The organism is Clostridia bacterium, from assembly GCA_035561135.1.
Lineage (GTDB): Bacteria > Acidobacteriota > Terriglobia > Terriglobales > Acidobacteriaceae > DATMYA01.
On record DATMYA010000091.1, the window covers coordinates 1 to 18,783 of the forward strand.

At 58.4% G+C, this 18,783-nt stretch carries 16 protein-coding genes; 4 read left to right on the top strand and 12 right to left on the bottom strand.

Translation table 11 applies throughout. The annotated features are described in order from the left end of the window. The 9 genes from VN622_18015 to VN622_18055 form a co-directional block, all read right to left on the bottom strand. On the bottom strand, positions 1-385 hold a 385-nt coding region (locus VN622_18015; GenBank protein HWR37763.1), incomplete at its 3' end, for a cytidine deaminase. 6 nt (positions 386-391) lie between these two features. Further along, positions 392-1,399: a nuclease gene (locus VN622_18020; protein HWR37764.1), complete on the bottom strand. Its 1,008-nt coding sequence runs from the start codon at positions 1,397-1,399 to the stop codon at positions 392-394. A 61-nt stretch (positions 1,400-1,460) separates the two neighbouring features. Beyond that, positions 1,461-2,090 (bottom strand): thymidine kinase, encoded by a 630-nt coding sequence (locus tag VN622_18025; protein HWR37765.1) that lies wholly within the window; start codon positions 2,088-2,090, stop codon positions 1,461-1,463. A 41-nt stretch (positions 2,091-2,131) separates the two neighbouring features. Then, on the bottom strand, positions 2,132-2,725 hold the full coding sequence (locus VN622_18030) for a hypothetical protein (protein ID HWR37766.1): 594 nt from the start codon (positions 2,723-2,725) through the stop codon (positions 2,132-2,134). A gap of 8 nt (positions 2,726-2,733) precedes the next feature. Then, positions 2,734-3,168: a hypothetical protein gene (locus VN622_18035; protein HWR37767.1), complete on the bottom strand. Its 435-nt coding sequence runs from the start codon at positions 3,166-3,168 to the stop codon at positions 2,734-2,736. Between the two features lie 197 nt (positions 3,169-3,365). Continuing rightward, positions 3,366-5,939, bottom strand: coding sequence for a M14 metallopeptidase family protein (locus VN622_18040; protein ID HWR37768.1), 2,574 nt, complete (start codon positions 5,937-5,939; stop codon positions 3,366-3,368). A 103-nt stretch (positions 5,940-6,042) separates the two neighbouring features. Next, positions 6,043-6,915 carry an alpha/beta hydrolase-fold protein gene (locus tag VN622_18045; GenBank protein ID HWR37769.1) on the bottom strand — a complete coding sequence of 291 codons (873 nt, stop codon included), beginning with the start codon at positions 6,913-6,915 and terminating at the stop codon, positions 6,043-6,045. Positions 6,916-7,207: 292 nt separating this feature from the next. Beyond that, complete coding sequence (locus VN622_18050; GenBank protein HWR37770.1) at positions 7,208-8,596, bottom strand: FtsX-like permease family protein; 1,389 nt, start codon at positions 8,594-8,596, stop codon at positions 7,208-7,210. After that, complete coding sequence (locus VN622_18055; protein HWR37771.1) at positions 8,593-9,315, bottom strand: ABC transporter ATP-binding protein; 723 nt, start codon at positions 9,313-9,315, stop codon at positions 8,593-8,595. Before VN622_18055 ends, VN622_18050 begins: the two co-directional genes overlap by 4 nt. A 279-nt stretch (positions 9,316-9,594) precedes the next feature. On the opposite strand from VN622_18055, the gene VN622_18060 reads away from it, so the two are divergent. From VN622_18060 to VN622_18075, 4 genes are all read left to right on the top strand, one after another. After that, positions 9,595-12,096: a 2-oxoglutarate dehydrogenase E1 component gene (locus VN622_18060; protein HWR37772.1), complete on the top strand. Its 2,502-nt coding sequence runs from the start codon at positions 9,595-9,597 to the stop codon at positions 12,094-12,096. A 370-nt stretch (positions 12,097-12,466) separates the two neighbouring features. Then, positions 12,467-12,661, top strand: a complete 195-nt coding sequence (locus VN622_18065; protein HWR37773.1) for a hypothetical protein — start codon at positions 12,467-12,469, stop codon at positions 12,659-12,661. A gap of 243 nt (positions 12,662-12,904) precedes the next feature. Continuing rightward, positions 12,905-13,897, top strand: coding sequence for a hypothetical protein (locus VN622_18070; protein ID HWR37774.1), 993 nt, complete (start codon positions 12,905-12,907; stop codon positions 13,895-13,897). 72 nt (positions 13,898-13,969) lie between these two features. Then, the gene (locus tag VN622_18075) at positions 13,970-14,518 is read left to right on the top strand and encodes a DUF1572 domain-containing protein (protein HWR37775.1); all 549 of its coding nucleotides are present in this window, start codon (positions 13,970-13,972) and stop codon (positions 14,516-14,518) included. A 213-nt stretch (positions 14,519-14,731) separates the two neighbouring features. On the opposite strand, the gene VN622_18080 is transcribed toward VN622_18075, so the two are convergent. The 3 genes from VN622_18080 to VN622_18090 form a co-directional block, all read right to left on the bottom strand. Continuing rightward, positions 14,732-15,427, bottom strand: a complete 696-nt coding sequence (locus tag VN622_18080) for a trimeric intracellular cation channel family protein (GenBank protein HWR37776.1) — start codon at positions 15,425-15,427, stop codon at positions 14,732-14,734. Positions 15,428-15,552: 125 nt separating this feature from the next. Then, entirely contained in the window at positions 15,553-17,016 is a 1,464-nt protein-coding gene (locus VN622_18085) for an MFS transporter (protein HWR37777.1), read from the bottom strand. Between the two features lie 129 nt (positions 17,017-17,145). Further along, positions 17,146-18,399: a M20 family metallopeptidase gene (locus tag VN622_18090; protein HWR37778.1), complete on the bottom strand. Its 1,254-nt coding sequence runs from the start codon at positions 18,397-18,399 to the stop codon at positions 17,146-17,148. Positions 18,400-18,783: the final 384 nt, after the last annotated feature.

Below are 18,783 nucleotides of genomic sequence, written 5' to 3' on the forward strand. Positions count from 1 at the left end.
GAGTCTGCGTGATCTCCCCTTTACTGCTCTTGTAGATCACGACTGCATTCGGGCCGAACTCGAAGATCACCTGGCGGCAGGCTCCGCAGGGAGCACAGGGAACGCCGTCGCGGTTGACCACGGCGATGGCGGCAATCTCCAGCTTACCGGAGCCTGCACCATCGGCAATGGCCGTGAAGATGGCAGTGCGCTCGGCGCAGTTGGTCAACCCATAGGACGAGTTCTCAACGTTGCAGCCGCTGTACAATTCGCCGCCCGCTGTCAGCAGCGCGGCTCCAACGAAGAATTTGCTGAATGGCGCATAGGCGCGCTCGCTCGCTTCCTGCGCCTTTTGCAAGAGAGCATCGCGATCACGCTCGTTCAGGGTGGCGGTAGTCGCTGTCATACGCACCTACTTTTTCTCAGCACCCTCGGCGGGAACGGCCGCACTGCACGACTTCTGCGAGCGCGGCTTCTCCGACTTCGGCGGCACGTAAGGCGGAGGCTCAACTGCGCTGTCGACCCACGCGGTATACCAGAGGTTCAAAAGCATCTGCGCCCCGCGCCCAAGCTGCTGACGCATAAACTCGCGGGATTCGGGAGTGCCCGCACCTTCAAATCCGCAGGCCTTCTCGATCTGATACACGCGCTCTACCTTGCCCTGCGACTCGCGCATATAAGCAATGTAGTCTTCGAAGGGATGGTCCAGCTTCTTAGGGGCGGCGACGAGATCGGCAAACGGAAGCTGGTCGAGGTTGCGCGAAACGAATAGGCCTTCCATCTTCCAATGAACATCTCGCTCGGTGCTGTAGCCGTTTGGATTGGGTCCGACCCAGCCGTTGTACTTGACGGTCGTGTGCAGCGGATTGGCGGCATCGCCAACGTAGTGGCCTAGCCATCCGGCATAGTGCAGGACGGCGGCTTCGGCGTCGGCCGTGGAGCGGCCTTCCTTCTGTGCCTTGCGGTATTCGCGGAACGAGACCTTGAGACGGTCATACGCTTCCATTGCGGCGTAAGGCTGGAGGCCAACTTTCTCTGGCGTCATCATGTCGATATCGCGCTGGTCGGCCTTGGCGGCCTGCATCTGCGTGCGATTCTCGTACACGTCGCGTATGAACTGAAAGCGGTCCTTCGGCAGCGCCTGCATGAACTCCACGAGTTCCATGTCCATGAAGTGCTCGGGCTCCTGCGCAGACTTGAGCGTGGCTTCCAACTTTTCGCGCCAGCGGTCGGGCTCGGGGCCCATGTAGGCGATGTGGTCGGCGCCGTTTTTTACAAACTGCGGCATGTCGGCCGGAATTTTCTGGGTGGCGGCGCGATTGATGGCCATATGGCCTTCGTTGCCCCAGGTGATGGCGATGGTTGGAATCAGTGCGACCAGAGCCGCGATGACAAGAACACGTGTGACGTTTCGACGCATGATGTACCCTTCGTGGATCAGAGCTGCAATAACCGCTACCCACTGCTCTCAACTACGGTTCTTAGCTACTGCTCTTCTCCGCGCCTTTGCCCATAGCTGCGGCTGCGGCTGCGTTGCGTTTTTCAAGGTTAGCGACATTAGGTTCAAAGCAGCGACGGCAGCGGGCTTCATACAGCCCGGCGGCACCGACCACGACCAGGTCGTTGCTGGCAATGAGGCGTTGCGTGTGCTTGGCCGGATTGCCGCACTGCATGCAGATGGCGAGCGTTTTCACAATCTCGTCGGCAACGGCCAGCAGTTCAGGCATGGGATGGAACGGGCGTCCAAGGTAATCGGTGTCGAGGCCGGCGATGATGATGCGCTTGCCCATGTCGGCGAGGCGGATGACGAGGTCGATCACGCCCTCGCCGAGGAATTGCGCTTCGTCGATGCCGATGACTTCCGTGCGCCAGTCAAGACGCTTTTCGAGCTCAGCCGCGTCCTTTACGCCCTCGGACGGAATCTTTAACTCGCTGTGGCTGACGATGTGGTCGTCGGAATAGCGCTGGTCGATTCCAGGTTTGAAGATCTGCACGCGCTGGCGGGCGATCTCTGCGCGGCGCAGGCGACGAATCAGTTCCTCGCTCTTGCCGCTGAACATGGGGCCACAAACGACTTCGATCCAACCGATACTTCCCTTAGTGATGTTCATAAAAGGCCAGTTCTCAGTTCCCAGGTATTAATGTCTGCCGGTTAAAGCGCCATCGAAGCCGATACGGCTTTCCGGCGTGGAGCGTACTTTTCCGTGAGGTACGACTTCAGTTGCTCGAAGCTGGTGAATACTTCGCTTGCACATCCCAGCACCCATCCGCTGACCTGCTCGACAGGCATGGTGGTGACCAGGTAGATGGGGACGCCGCGACGATGTGCCACGGTGAGTTCTCCCTGCGTTCCCGCGCCACGCCCGGCGTGCTGGTCCCAGTAGGCGATGATGTATTGCGCGCGACGCTCAACCCAGTCGAGATCGTAGCGGATGATTTTGCGGATCGTCTGCTGAAATCGTGGCAGGTCGGCAGTTTTCCAGGCCCGGAAGTTCCGCATCTCTTCGCTCGTCAGGTTCTTTTCTTCATCGAGTGCGGGATCATAAACCTCATGCCCAATGGCGTTGAGGAATGGCGTGATTTCGGCACGCCACGCCTTGCCGTGGTCGGGCGAGTATTCAATAGCACCGCATAGATATACAAGCATCGGAGTTTCGATTGTGCGGCGAGCAGGTGAGAACGTCAACCGTGAATCCGTGTGGAAATCATGGCAACTACGTATGTTGCGCGATAATGCACGATACATTGTGCAACTTACGGTTGCGGCGGCATTCCAGGAATTGCCACCTGCGGCTTGCGCGGCATGGCAAAGACAAGCACGACGACGCCGATCAGGTAAAGAGCCGCAACGTTCGCGCGATCCGCGCCGAGGAAGCGGAGAACCATGCCGAAAAGAACAATGGATTCCCCCATGGCCGCGGCAATGATGGTACCCATGCGCCAGCGGTTCTGAAGGGCAGCGTTCTCCGGGTCGGTCGAGAGTGCCAACTCTGCCGGCTTGGCCAATTTCGTACGCACGATCACTGCAACAATTGCGTTGCCGATGGCAAGTGCCGTCACAATGCCGACGATCATCCGGTCGGGCGCAGATGAGGCGGAAGCCATCTGCTCCGCGACGATGATGTAGAGAAATGCAGCGGCCAGCATTGCGCCATAGATGATTCGAAGTGTGCGATGACTGTTTTCCAAGAAAGCCTCTCAGTCGCAAGTTGGTTTTATCGAACTCTCGACCAATACGGATATTTGTTTCTTTCTGAGCGAGGGTTTCAACCCGAGCCGAAGAAACTTTTTTTCAGTTCTGTGCGGAGCAAAGGGGTCTTTGGACTGCGCGACTTCGTCGCTCCGCTCAAGAAGACGACACCCCTGGCGAAACCGCCAGCACTAACTCATTCCATTCCCGCCCAGTGAATGGCGTTGAACAGCAATTTGAAAGTCGCCTCGGTCTGAGCCCGGTGCTGCGGACGGAATCCGAGCATGACGAGTTTGCCTTTGCCCGTCGTGAAAGAAACAATTGCTGCTTTGCGCTCCAGGCGCTCGGCGCCTTTGATCCATCCAGAGACGAGAACGTCTTTGGCATTGTCTGGATACGAGGCGATCACCGCACGCTGCACATCGGTCATAGGCGGCGTGGTTTGGTATGCGATGTTGCCCTCTACGAAAGCTGCGCTTTCAGCGGGCATTCCATACGCTACGGGATGGCTGGGATCGAGTTCGATGCGCAGCAGTGAGCCGGGGCAGAGGAAGTCGTCGGGGCGCACTCCGGCGAGAGTGTTGCGCACGGGTACGTTGAAGTTGTCGGCTACGAAGTCTCCGGCATCTGCGATGGAGATCAGCGTGCCGCCCTTTTCGACAAAGTCCTTGAGCGCCGCGATGCCTTCCTTGCCGATACCGCCTGCGTACTCTGGCGGGAGATCGACGATGTACTTCATCGCTCCTTCAGGACGTCGCGGGCGGCCCTCAACAATGCTCTCCTTGTCCGCGTCCGGCAGGATGATGGCATCGAATTGCGCGCCCAGGCTGCCCGCCTTCATCATCTTATTGTCGATGGAGTTCACGTCGAAGCCGTACTGCTCCAGTAGCCATCGTGTCCAGCCTTCATCCATGGAAGAGGTATAGGGCTTGTACAGGCCTAAGCGTACACCGCGCAGCTTGCTGACTGCGACATCGGGCTTAGACTTCAGCGCGGTTAGCTTGAGGTGATGATCGGCGGCAAGCTTTGCCACGTCGGTGCTGGCGTCGAGCAGCACGGTTCCGGGGGCGAACTCCTGTCCTTCGGCGCTGAAGCTCGTGCGTGCCACAGATACCGCGGCGTTGCGCTTGCCAAGAAGATTGATAACGCGCGTGACATCGTTCTGCTGATGCGAGATGACATAGACGGCGCCGGAACCTTGCACTCCGCCGGTCGGCCAATCGGAAGCCCTGATCGCCTTGAGGGTGGCTTGCTCTGTCGGAGTGAGCGTGGTCTTGCCGACGGTGACGCCCATCAGCAGCGGCAACGACCATGTTGTCACGTCATAGGGTTGCAGGATTCCGCTGCCTGCTACGGGGCGGATCTCCGGGTAGCGCTGCACGCTAAAAAGTTCAGTAACAAACTTGCCATAGGGCTGTGCTGTCGGGATGAGATAGCTGCCGGTGATATCGGTAAAAACCTGGACGCCGTGCTCGCTCATGAGGTGCGCAAGCCGGGCAGCCGCGTTGGGATCGCGCTGGCGTCCGTCTATGGCGACCTGGTAGAACTCGCCCGGTTTGCCTTCGGCGATAGCGTCCTGTGCCATGCGCGCTGTGCCACGAAGATAGTCCTCGCGGTAGGTGCTCGCCGTCTCCAGCATCGCATCGGAGATGATGCGGTCATAATCCATGATGTCGCGCAGCCTCCACACGCCGCCGCGCCATGGATTTGGGTAGTTGATCTGTTTGCCGTACTCGGAGAGTCCCTTACCGCCGCCGCTCAACTCGGTGGGAGCAACTTCCAGGGGCGTTGCCATGCGCGCCGAAGCAACTTCGATGAGCAGGCCGGTGATGTTCTTCCACCATGCGGTGTTGCGCGTGCCGCCGGGCCAGTACGCATCGAACGCCCAGCCGTAAATCGCGCCGGACTTGCGCTGCTGCTCAAGGCGCCACGTCATGGTGGTGCCAATCATGTTCAGCCCGCGAAAAATGAGTGGATTGAGTGACTCTGCAATTGGGTCCGCATACGGCGGGATGAAGATGCGCGGCCCGGTGGAACCCATTTGGTGCTCATCAAGCCATATCTGCGGGAACCACTCGCCGTAGACGGCGCGGGTGACGTTCTTCGTCTCCTTCTGCGTGAGCATGTACCAGTCGCGATTGTTGTCGTGGCCGACATAGGGGTGATACAGCCACGGCATACGTCCGCCTTCGAACTTCGTCCCCACGTACTTGCGATACCACTCGGTCTCCATGATCTGGCCGTCTGGATTGAGCGACGGAATGAGAAGCAGGATGACGTTGTCGAGACGGCGAAGAGTTTCGGGATCCTGCGCAGTGGCAAGTGCGTGGGCCCACTCCATGGCCATCTGGCTTGAGCCGATCTCGGTAGAGTGGATATTGCAGGTGACGAGCGCAATGGTTTTGCCTTCACGCGCGAGTGCCTCGATCTGCTGCTGGCTAAGTCCGCGCGGATCGGCAAGCTGACGCGCGATTTGCCTATAGCGGTCCTTCTGCTTCAGATTCTCCGGCGACGAGATGACGGCCATGATCATGTCGTTGCCGAGCGTTGTCTGTCCGAGCGACTCGATCTGCACGCGTGGCGACGCGCCGGCGAGCGTACGCAGGTAACTGGAAATCTGCTTATAGTCGGCAAGCTGGCGGTCGGCGCCAACTTCAAAGCCAAGAGCCTGCGAGGGCGAAGGCACAGACTTCTGCGCGAAAGCAGCCGCCGAAAAAAGGAACGCGAAGATCAGCGACAGGAGTGCAAGACGGGAAATTCTGAGATTCATCGGCTCACCTATGACGAGCCGACGATTGTAAGGTAAGGCTTTGTCAGTTCCTAGTTCTTAGTTCAGCGAATCAATGAATGTTCCCAGCTTTTGACGGAAACCCCTATTTCGTCAGACCGAAGGCGCGCGAGTGCAACTCAAGAGACGCACCGAAGTGTTCGGCCATGAAAGCCCACGAGTGTCCGCCGGGATAGATGTGAAACTCATGCTTCACTCCGCGCTGAACGAGGAGCTTGTGCAGGGCTTCCGCGCCGGCGTCAAAGTTGTAGTCGTCATTGCTGCCGGCATCGAAATAGATGCTCATGCCCTTCAGCGCTGCAAGCGGCGCATTGCGGACCAGTGTGAATGGACTGTTGTTCTTGTAATAAGACGGGTCGAATGGCGTTCCAAACACCACGCCGAGCAGGCGCGCGTCCGGCGTGCCGTCCAGGCTTGGCGGCGGCGTTTCCCGCAGGGCCGACATATGTCCGCTCACGGAGATGAACTTCTGCGGATACTTGAACGCGTAGTGGAACGCTCCGTAGCCACCCATCGAGACGCCCATGATCCCGCGCCCTCCGCGCCCGACGCGTACCCGGTACTTCCGCTCAATCGCAGGGAGGAATTCCTTTATAAAGAAGTCTTCGTATAGAAACTTGCCATCTTTGGAATTGATATAGAAGCTGCGGAAGCCGTTGGGTGTGACGATGATGTACTCGCCAACCTTATTTTGCGCGAGCAGATCTTCGTAGAGGTTCCACCCGCCGCCGTTCACCAACGACTGCTCATTGTCCCCGAGCCCGTGCAGGTAATAAAGCACAGGATAGCGTCGTGTCTTGTCCTGGTCGTAGCTGGGCGGCAACATGACGCAGTACGGCACAGAGCGATTGAGGATCGTGCTCTTGAGCGCAGTGCAATCCACCCTGGAAGCGGCTTGGCTTAACGGCGCAAGCGCAGTGACGATTGCCAGTGCGAGAATGAATCGGAGTGATCGCAATATCAAAACAGGTCCTCAAGGGCTAAAGCCCCTTGTATGCAATTCCAATGGCACGGCTGAAGCCGTGCCCCCTCAAAGCAACTTCAAAGAACCTCAGAGCAATTTCAGAGCAAACTTCGAAGATGCTGTACCCAAAGATGCTGAAACTCAAACTGCGTCATCCGGCACGCCGTTGACTGACCGAAAGATCGTTCTAATAGCAGATCCCTCGCTGAGCACAGGATGCCCTCCCGCTCTTGCATCTGGCTTCTACTTTTCGTAGCCGGAGCTGCCGTGTCGAACGTACACCGGCTCATTCGTATCTCAGCGCTTTGATTGGATCCAGCTTTGCTGCCCTTGCAGCCGGGTAGAGTCCTGCGAGCAGGCTCACCAGCACGGCGAATCCTATGGCGCTGCCGACGAGCCACCACGGCACAGCCCAAATGTTCTCGGGCGGCAGATCGTGTCGCGTTAGATATAAGTTGGTGCCGAAATTGATGGCCCTCCCCATGAGCCATCCAAGCAGAACGCCGAGCGTGCCGCCTACGATTCCCATGCTTCCAGCTTCGGCAAAGAACAACTTCTTCACATCGACATCGCTCGCTCCAAGAGCTTTCATCACGCCGATCTCGCGGCGGCGTTCGAGCACCGCCATGACCAGCGTATTGATGATTGCCAGCGAAGCGACGGCGAGGGCGAGCGACCCGAAGATGCCAAGGAACATATCGAAGATGGCGAAGAAGCGTCGCAGGCTCTTCGTGGCGTCGAGGATGGAGTAGGTGCGAAAGCCCATCTTCTTTATCGCGTCCTGCACCTGCTGAACATGGCCGGGCGTGGAGACGCGCACGGCGAGCATGGTGTACAGCTTCCCGGTTGGCCTGGCGCGCATGGCGTTGCGCACGTCGGAAAACTGCATCATGTTCAGGTTATTGGCGGTATCGGTCGGCAGGAATGCTCGTGCGCGCGAGATCATGCGCAGGCCGCCGAACGGCTCGCTCTCGATGACGCCGACGATGGTTAGCGGCTGCTCCCGACGCACGACAGAGAACGATGTGTCTTCGTTCATGTCGCCCTGGTTCATGTCGCCCTGTGCCGTCGCATCCGGCGAAGCGCTTTCCTGCCCGGCCGTCTCGCCCGGCCTGCGTTCGGCGTAGCGGAGCGTGATCTGCTTGCCGATCAGGTTCTGCGGATTCGGATCGAGAGCCTGCGCGAATTCCTTCTGCAGGATGACTTCATTCGCCATTGGGCCGGAAAAGAACTTGCCCTGCATGTTCTCGAAGGCGTCGTTTTCGCGGGCGGAGAACGGCAGCCCACCGATGAATGCGGAGCGGTTCTTGCCGTTGTACGCCAACTCGGCGATAACGCGGATCTCCGGGGCAACCTCGGTCACGGCTGTGATGCGCTGGATATCGGCGCGCGCAGAGTCGTCGAGGGCGCGGTCGGGCACGCTGGCCTTTTCGCGCTCACGATCTTCACTGCTGTTTACGCCGCGATCATCCTGCGACGAAGTAACAAAGACGGTATCGAAGAGGCCGGAGCGGCTCAGGCGGCTGTTGGCAAGCTGCTGGAGCCCCACTCCAAGCGACAGCATGGCCACGAGGGAAGCGACGCCGACGGCGATGCCGAGCGTGGTCAGCGAATTGCGCAGCTTGGATTCGCGGAGATTGCGGGTTGCCAATTCCACCAGGTCATAGGTTTTCATTGCCGCACCTCCTGGCCGTTGTTCACCAGTTTGCCGTCAGCCAGAAAAACCTGGCGCGAAGCGTAGCGGTCGGCAAGCGGGCGCTCATGGGTCACCATGATCACGGTCATGCCGAACTGATTCAGTTCGCCCATAATCTCCATGATCTCCTGCCCGGTGCGGCTGTCGAGATTGCCGGTGGGCTCGTCGGCCAGCAACAGCGAGGGCCGGTTGACGAGGGCGCGTGCGATGGCAGCGCGCTGCTGCTCACCTCCGGAGAGTTCCGTTGGCCGATGGTCCATGCGACGCCCAAGGCCTACGCGGGTCAACGCCTCTGCGGTTCGCGCGGCACGCTCGGGGCGCTCGACTTCCGCGAAGCGCATGGGCAGCTCGACGTTCTCCGCCAGAGTCATGGTCGGGATGAGGTTGAAGGACTGAAAGACCATGCCGACAGTGTTTCGCCGGTATTCGGCAAGTTCTGCAGAGGTCATCTGCGCGAGGTCGCGTCCGTTGACAACGATGGAGCCGGCCGTGGGCCGATCCAATCCGGCGATCAGGTTCAGCAGGGTTGACTTGCCCGAACCGGAACTGCCGAGCAGCGCGAGAAACTCGCCACCCTGCACATCGATCGAAATGCCGTCGATCGCTCGGATAACGGAGTCGCCCATCTCATATTGGCGTGATACGTCCAGCGCGCGGACCGCGACGGCAGTAACAATGGAGGTTTGAAAAGATGTCATAGGAACGCTCTTTCGATGATATTGATACGCCCGAAGTAGCACCTTCGGTAGATTATTTTGGATACGGACGCCAGTTACGTGACGCTACGAGTCGCAACTGTGAAGGCGTGAGCTGAGGCACGCCAGCGCAGACCGTAAGAACGAAGCGTCCAGCTCTGGGTCGGACGCATCAAATAAAGTAACCGCGGAAAGCTAACTTGCGACAGTTCCCGTGAGCGCGCAACTGCCCCGGGCATGGAACATTTCTGATAACTTCTTAGCAGGGGCATTCTGTCCGGGGTGACAAATTCATTTCAGGAGCACTTTACATTGCAGGCGCAAGCCTTCCCTACCGCAGAAATTGTAGGTTCTGAAAACGAAGTACGCGAACGGGTCTTCGACGCGTTCCGCCGTTGGGGCTACCTGGAATCCGATCTCGACCCGCTCGGGTATTTTCCGCGCGAGCTTCACCCAGAACTTCACGTCGCCGGCGATATCGCCGATCAGGCTCGCAGAATTTATTGCGGTACGATCGGAGCCGAGTTCATGCACATCTACGACGCGGAGCGTCGCCGGTGGATACAGGACCAGCTAGAGCGCGAAGCACCTGCGTTCAATCGTGAGGCATTTCTCGATCGCCTCGTGGAAGCCGATCTCTTTGAGCAGGTCGTGCAAAACCTCTATATCGGCACGAAACGCTTTTCGCTCGAAGGCAACACATCACTGATCCCGCTGCTCGATATCATCCTTGTCGCTGGAGTGGAACTGGGCGCTGAAGAGTTCGTCATGGCGATGAGCCATCGCGGACGGCTGAACGTGGTGAGACATATCGTAGGGCGTCCGGCAGAAGAGATTTTCGCAAATTTCGAAGATGTTGATCCCCGCAGCGTGCTCGGTGGCGGAGATGTGAAGTACCACCAGGGCGCAACGGGAAGCCGCGAAATCAACGGAAAGGATATCCGTATCCACCTGGTCTCCAACCCGAGCCACCTGGAAGCCGTGGACCCGGTCTGCGAAGGACGCGTGCGCGCCAAGCAGACGCGGCGCGGAAAGGACGGGAAGCGCCAGACGCTGCCGGTGATCATGCACGGCGACTCCGCTTTTGCTGGACAAGGTGTGTGGGCCGAAACGCTGAACATGAGCCAGCTTCGCGGCTACACGGTCGGCGGCACGGTCAACATCATCGTCAATAATCTGATCGGCTTTACAACGAATCCCAGCGAGTCGCAATCGTCGCGCTTCGCCTCCGACGTGGCCAAGCGCTTACAGATTCCCATCTTGCACGTAAACGCGGAAGACCCGGAGGCAGTTGCGCGCGTGGCGCGCATCGCCACCGCGTACCGGTACACCTTCGGCTCGGACGTGGTGATCGATCTAATCGGTTACCGCCGTCACGGCCATAGCGAAGTAGACGATCCGACGATCACGCAGCCGCTGATGTACAAGCGCATCAAGGCACACGCGCCGCTGTATGAAATTTACGCGAAGAAGCTCGGCGTTGATCCCAAGCCAAAGATGGAGCAGGTGAGGACCGAACTGCAAGGCGCACAGAAGCAGGCGCAGCAGATGACGCGCAAGCCCATGCTCTACACGCTGCCTTCCTATTGGGACAACTACGAGGGCGGTTTGTACGAGCCATCGTACGAAGTGAATACCGGGGTTGTGCGGGAGGAACTCGCAGACCTGGCCGAAAAGCTTACGCAGTATCCTGCGGATTTCCATATCCATCCCAAGGTGAAGAAGCTGCTAGAGCAGCGTGCGGAAATGGCGCAAGGCAAGCGCCCGGTGGATTACGGCATGGCGGAAGCGCTGGCTCTGGCTTCGCTGGCCGTACAGGGCACGCCGATTCGCATCAGCGGACAGGACAGCCGCCGCGGCACATTCAATCATCGACACTCGGCTCTCATCGACACCGAAAATGAGCGCGAGTATGTTCCGCTCTGCCATCTGGATGCGAAGCAGGCACGGGTAGAAATCTATAACTCCGAGCTTTCGGAAGCCGCCGTGATGGGCTTCGAATACGGCTTCAGTCGAGACTATCCGGAAGCGCTCGTGGTTTGGGAAGCGCAGTTCGGCGACTTCGCCAACGGCGGGCAAATCATCATCGACCAGTTCATCACGGCCGGCGAAGAGAAGTGGGGCCTGCTGTCCGGCCTCGTGCTGCTATTGCCGCACGGCTACGAAGGCCAGGGACCGGAGCACTCCAGCGCGCGCATCGAACGGTATCTACAGCTTTGCGCGCGAGACAATATGCAAGTGTGCCAGCCATCGTCTGCCGCGCAGTACTTCCACTTGCTACGCCGCCAGGTGATGCGCCGGTGGCGTAAGCCGCTCGTGGTTTTTACACCGAAGAGCATGTTGCGGCATCCAGAGGCCGCAAGCAGCATAGATGCGCTGGGCACGCCACAGTTCCAGAACGTTATGCTCGATACCGAAGTGGAGAAGCCCACGCGCGTGCTGATGTGTACGGGCAAACTGGGCCACGAGCTCCGCATGGAACGCAAGCGCCGCAAGGATACCGAGACGGCCATCGTCTTCCTCGACCAGATGTACCCGTTCCCGGAGCGCGAGATCAAGTCAATGCTCAAGCAATATGGCGATGCGCGCGAAATCATCTGGGTACAGGAAGAGCCGGCCAACATGGGAGCTCTCTTCTTTGTACTGCCTCGCCTACGCAGACTGGCTGCGGGACGTCCGGTACGCTCGATAAAACGTGCAGCTGCCGCCAGCCCCGCAACGGGCTCGGCCAAAGCGCATGAGATGGAACAGCATACCCTGATCTCGCTGGCTTTCGGCAGCTAGACAGGGTTATGGAGCAGATGCTTCGCTGCGCCCAGCATGACACCCTTGAATGAGAAGAGGCCGGCTGTACATTCAGCCGGCCTTCTTTTTCGGAACACTCGATTCCTTGAACCGGGCACAGCATCCAGGTATGCGAGAGGCGAAAGGTCCTTCGGTACTGCTGTTTTGCAGAATCAACGCGAACCGCTGCGTCGCTGCAGACAACCATCTTCAGACATGGATCGTATTAGCAGCATGTTATCGTAGCTGCCTTGAGCCGCGCCCCAGTATCACCGGGATCGGTTCAGGCGTTACACATGCATTCATTGCAGATGAAATTCGTGAAGTCGCGAGAAAGGGCAAACACGAAACGATGAAAGTACGAGACTTAATGTTCCTTACATTGCTGACGCCTCTGGTCCAGCCAGTCGTCGCCGCTGTGCCTCCGGCGTCGTACAGCACTGATGCCGTAGCGCAGATCTCCGGTGGCGTCTCCGGCAACTCGCTCCAGGACAAGAAGGAAGATAAAAAGCACGGCAAGAAAAAAGGCGATAAGAAGAAGGGCGAGGAAACCAAGAAAGGGTAGCTATAATCCTGCGGCCCGCTGGTTCACGCTGGGGAATGTGGAGGTTGCGCCTGTCAAAGGCAGTCGCGCGCATTCCCCTTTTTGCTTTTGAGAAAGACTTCAGGAGGACTCACCTTGGGGACGACGCCAACTTCTAATAAACCGAAATCCAGCAGCCTTCCTCCGCTTTACGCAGCCTGGGTGGAAGAGCTGTTAGGGGGCGCGCCGCCGGAGGAAACCCGCGCCACGTGTTCCGATTGTGCAATGGTCCGGCGAGAGGGCGACCACGACGACCGGCAGATTTTCTTCAATCCGCGGACGAAGTGCTGCACCTTTTCGCCGACTCTGCCAAATTTTCTGGCGGGGCGGATACTACGCGACGGCTCACCGGAAATGGCCGAAGGCCGCGCCAGTGTCGAGCGCCGGCTCGCAAAAATGCTAGGCGTCACGCCGCTGGGCATCGGTCAAACCGCCACGTATGCGCTTTGGTACAACCACGTAGCTGCGGGATTCGGGCGCAGTGAGACCTTGCTCTGTCCGCACTACGTTGGCGACCCAGGCCGCTGCGCTATCTGGCCTCACCGCAACTCCGTCTGCTCGACCTTCTTCTGCAAGCACGACCGCGGCGCTGCCGGATTTCACTTCTGGCGCGAGGCACTCGAGAACCTGCTGAAGAGCATCGAGTGGGCACTCTCCCGCTGGTGTGTGTTGGAGCTTGGCGTTGGCGGTACCGCGCTCGAACGCCTGCTCGAACTTGGTGACGATTGCAAGACGATCGCTGAAGGCGAATTGGAGGGCACGGTTAAGTCGACCACGTATCGCGCACTGTGGGACCGGTGGATTGGACAAGAGCGGCAATTCTTTGAGGAATGCGCCGCGAAGGTCGACGGCCTGCGCTGGACTGACGTAGCGCAAATCTGCGGGCCACAAGTCCGACTCCTGGCTCGCATGACGCAGGATGTTTACGCGAAGCTCGGCCACACCGCTCCCGAACCCGCTCTGCGTTGCGGATCATTCAAGCTGGTTTCCATGCGCAGCGACGTTGTGTGTCTCTCCACTTATTGCGACTACGACCCGATTGAAATCCCGGCTCGGTTGCTCGGAGTCTTGCAGCACTTCGGCGGACAGCCGACCAGCGAGGCCGTTGCTGCCATCGCAGCGCGCGAGAACGTCACCTTGGATTCAGACCTGGTACGCAAGCTCACCGACTTCGGCCTGCTGGTTCCAGCGGAAAAGTGCAACGATAGCCTCACTTGACTGTAAGCCAATCGTGCGTGGCTTCTTTTGTGGCGTACAACTCAATCAGGGCTCCTCGCATACCATCACGGCATGGGATTGAAGTTGACGACATCGTATCTTGAGGATTCGTTGTCCCTCTTTCGCTACTACAAAAAGTTGGCGGAAGGGGCGATGCAACAGGTAACAGACGAGCAACTCGTCGCAGTGGTAGACCCGGAGATGAACTCCATCGCCGTGATCGTCAAGCATATGGCCGGGAACATGCGCTCTCGTTGGACAGACTTCCTCACCAGCGACGGGGAGAAACCCAATCGCAACCGCGATAGCGAGTTCGTGGAACCGCCATCAGGCCGCGAAGAGTTGATGAGTATGTGGGAGTCGGGCTGGAATTGCCTGTTCTCTGCGCTTGAACCGCTCTTCCCGAAGGACATAAAGCGCACGGTGTTCATCCGGGGCGAGGCACACTCGGTGATGCAGGCCGTGAATCGGCAGATTGCTCATTACGCGTATCACTGCGGACAAATCGTGTTTTTGGCCAAGCACTTTCAACACTCCCACTGGAATCCCTTAAGCGTGCCACGCGGCCAATCCTCAACGTTCAATCAGAAAATAGAATCAGGCGAAGCCAGCCAGCGATAATTCCGGCGCTAGGGACAAGCCAAACAAAACGGCGTGAACCTGGGTTTCGCAAGCAGTACAAGCATCGCTGCCACATGAGTCGCGTTCTCACATTTTGAGAAATAGATGTGGCGACAACCGCGGCAGACTTACTCATCATCAACTAGGAGCTTCCGATCCGAGAGGTCGATTACCATTGAAGATACTCCCGCACACGAGCACAGTTGCGCTCATCTAGTGCCTCATTGAGTTTGTGGTGCGGTTGAGATCAGCACTCGTTTCTTCGTCCGATTGTTTTGGCAAGCGGGCGGTCGGAAGATGCCAGCCTCGATGCATGGCCATAAACCGGAGTCCAAAGCAGAGTGCCGCGCCGGCTATGGCCACCCCGGAAGACGACAGATGCAGCATCCTTCCAATTACCACCACACCTGCGCCAACGAAGGCCGCAACCGCATAAAGCTCGGTGCGCAACACGGTGGGTATTTCACTCAGAAGCGCATCGCGCACCATGCCGCCGCCGATTCCGGTGAGCATGCCAAGCAACAAAGCCGCAAACGGGCCGGAGTGAAAGGCCAGCGCCTTACTGGCGCCAGAAACCGCAAAGAGGGCTAATCCTGCGGCATCGAACACCAGCACGGGACTACGCAGCCGGTTGATAATTCGATACCAGTAGAACGTAATCAACCCGGCAACAAGTGAGACCGCGATGTACGGCCAATAGCTTATGGCGGCTGGCGGAACCGCCCCAATCATCACATCGCGGGCGATCCCACCCGAGTTGCCCGCAGCGAAAGACAAGACCAAAACCCCGAAGAGATCGAGCCTGTGCTTGACCCCGGCCGTGGCGCCGCTGAGCGCGAAAACGAAGGTGCCGCCAAGGTCGAAAGCGACCAGCAGCGTGTTGACAACGACTTGTTCGTTGACGATCATCTGGCCTATATCGACACCCCAAACCTGAGCTGCTACTACCATCTCCTCTACCAGACACCCGTGTCAGGAATGAAGTAACGGCGGAGTTCGACAGGGACCTTCGCCATTGTTCAGCCTGTTCCTCATCAGTGCGCCTTCTTGCCGCCGGGGATCGTCAACATGATGGACAGGATAGCGACGCCTACCATGAGTAGGTTGAACATCAGCGCGATCATCGCCGCCGCACGAACTGCTGGGTTGTCCTGGCGGCCATAAAAGGTGATAACCCCTTCCATCCAACGTGCGCTGTCGGTACCGCTGCTGAGGGCGGTGAAGATCGTCGCTGAGATCGCAACCCCGAACGCAGCCCCGAGCGAGGAAGCCATCTTGTAGATGCCAGACCCGGCTCCTGCCTGGCCTTCCGGAAGGTTGGATAGTGCGGCGTCGGTCGAAGGCGTGGCGTAGAACGCCAAGCCTGTTCCGTACAGCGTGTAGCCAATGATCGCCAAGATTCTGTAATCCTTTAGCAGCAGGTTTGCTGGCGAAAGAAACAGGATCGCCAGGCCCGTGATGAGACAACCCCAGATCATCGGCTTCCGCGCACCAAAACGCTGCAAGAGCTTTTCCCCCACGCGAATGAAAGAGATGATCGCAACAGCGTAGCCGAGCGTGAGCATGCCAGCTTGCTTCGCGGTCATGTTACCGCCAAGCTGGACTAGTTCCAGGGACACGATCAGTGTGCCGGCCACGGCGTTGAGGAGAAAGTTGGAAACGGTGGCACCTGTGTAGGTCGAATTGGAAAAGAGTGAAAAATCGACGAAGGCGGCGGAGGTTCGTGTCTCGACGCGAACGAATAAAACGCCCGTTACCAGAGCGACCGCGATCAGGACAAGCACTGGTAGACTGGTCCACCCGAACTTGTTCCCTTGTGTGACGACAATCTGCAAGGCAACCATCGCGACCATAAAAGTGATTACACCGGCAAAATCGAAGCGATAGGTTGCATTATTCGTCGCCCGGCTCTCGGGAGTGCCTCTCATCAACACGAGACCGAGTAACGCAGCCACAACAGAAGCGAAGAAGATGTAGCGCCAGCCGAGGCTCTGGGTTACTAGCCCGCCGAATAATGCACATAGACCCGATCCACCCCAGGAACCGATCGACCATAGGCTGACCGCCCGCTGCCGCGCGGCGCCGTCCCAGTAGGTTTTCACCAACGCCAGGCTAGCCGGCATAATGCAGGCTCCGGACAATCCCTGCACTGCCCGCCCTGTCAGCAGAAACGACGAGGCCCACCGGCCGGCAGGGGCGAGTCCTACCAAGAGTGAGCCGACGATACTCAGATAGAACCCAATCCGCACGATGCGAACACGGCCGACGCGGTCGGCGAGGCCGCCCATAACCACGATGAAGATGCCCGAGAAGAGCGCAGTAATCGCTACCGCGGTGTTCATTGTGCTGGCACCGAGACCCAGATCGCGCCCCATATCAGGGGCGATGTTCAACGTAGTCTGGGCGAACAGCCAGAACGTGATGACGCCAAGAATGATACCGAAGAGCACACGATCGTTGCCTCGAAACTCCTCGGCTTCGCTGCCTATTGCTGTCACATTGCTGGCAACTTCGCTCTCGTTATCGGAGATTTTGCGTGCCGGATCTGCTGCTCTACGCCACACAGCCTTTACTGGACTCCTTCTTGTGAGAGCCGAAACTCGCGATGCCTTCGGGTTTTTCGCAGCCTAGGTTGATAGCCAAGCCTGAGCGGCAACCACCAGCGCCTCCACGCCTGTCTGCAAAGTTGGATGGATGACTGGTGCGAAGCGCGGGTTGTGATTGGTTGGGATGTCGGCGATGGTGCCCGACTTCCTAGCCTTAGCATACGTCTCAGGATCGGTCCCGCCCACAAACCAGAATACAGACGGGACCTGCCACTCAGTTCCAAAAGAGCCAAAATCTTCGCTCGCGGTAGTTGGTTGGGTTTCTTTCACGCGCTCCGCTGCGAAATAGCTTCGAAATGCGTCAACCGCACGTCTTGTTGACTCTGGATCATTCTTCACAAATGCGTAGCGGTCGAGCCGAGTGATCTCGGGCTTTTTGGGCGCTCTCGATGCTTCGGCTTCGGCATTGACAATGCGTTCGATTGCAACGAGTACCCGTTTTCTGACATCTTCATCGAAAGTTCGTACGTTCAGTTTTATGACTGCTTCGTCGGGAATCACATTTTCCTTTGCGCCGGCCTGAAGCGAGCCGACGGTAACGACCGCAGCGTCGGAGGGAGCGAGTTCACGCGACACAATCGTTTGCAGGCGAAGGACGGTAGCAGCGGCCATAACAACCGGATCAATGCTCGACTGAGGCATCGAGCCGTGAGCTCCTCGACCGAACATTCGGATTTGGAAGCTGTCTCCCGCAGAGGTGATCACGCCGGAGCGAGTGCCAATGTCGCCTGAGGAACCGACCATGACGTGCTGACCCAATATGATGCTCGGTTTCGGGAAGCGCTGAAAGAGCCCGTCATCGATCATTGCCTGCGCACCCGCTGCCGTTTCCTCCGCTGGTTGGAAAACCGCCATCAGCGTGCCCTTCCACGCATCACGAGACTTCGCAAACAGAGTGGCTGCGCCTATCAGCCAGGTAACATGCATGTCGTGACCGCAGGCGTGCATGACGGGCACACTCTTCCCGGTGCTATCGGTGGCCGTCACCTTACTCGCGTAGGGCAGGCCCGTGGCTTCCTGAACCGGAAGCGCGTCCATGTCGGCGCGAAGCATGACCACCGGACCTTCGCCATTGCGCAGCAAACCGATAACGCCAGTCTTTCCGACGGCGGCGGTCACTTCGTAACCGGCAGCACGAAGGCGGTCCGCCGCGATGCCAGCCGTCCGTGTTTCCTGCATCGACAGTTCGGGACTAGCATGAAGGTCTTTGTAGACGGACTCCAAGCCGGGGAGCAAATCGTCGAGATTTGCAAGTACAGTGGCGGAATTTTTCATCGTGCAATCCATATGTCCGACTTCTTTCGCATGGCAGATTTCAGAACTGTTTAGATACAGCTGCGTTGAGAATGATGTACTTGATTATCAAAAAACCGTGAACTCTCAACCGGATCCAAAGAATCACTTGTGGCGAAGGCCCGGAAGCATAGTGAACGGTTGGGTATGCGAAGAGACGCCTATGCCACGCTTGACTACCCGAGCGCGACCAGGGGAAATAACAAGAGCGCATCGTCAGCGCCGAAAAGACTGCGTTCGGAACCCATGCGCTTCATTGACCGCCTACGGCGAGGATCTTTGAGCTATGAGCAATACAGGGCCGCACCTTCGGGTCGTTTACCGCGTTATGCGGCCACCGGAGAGAGCAAGATTACTTGGGATGTG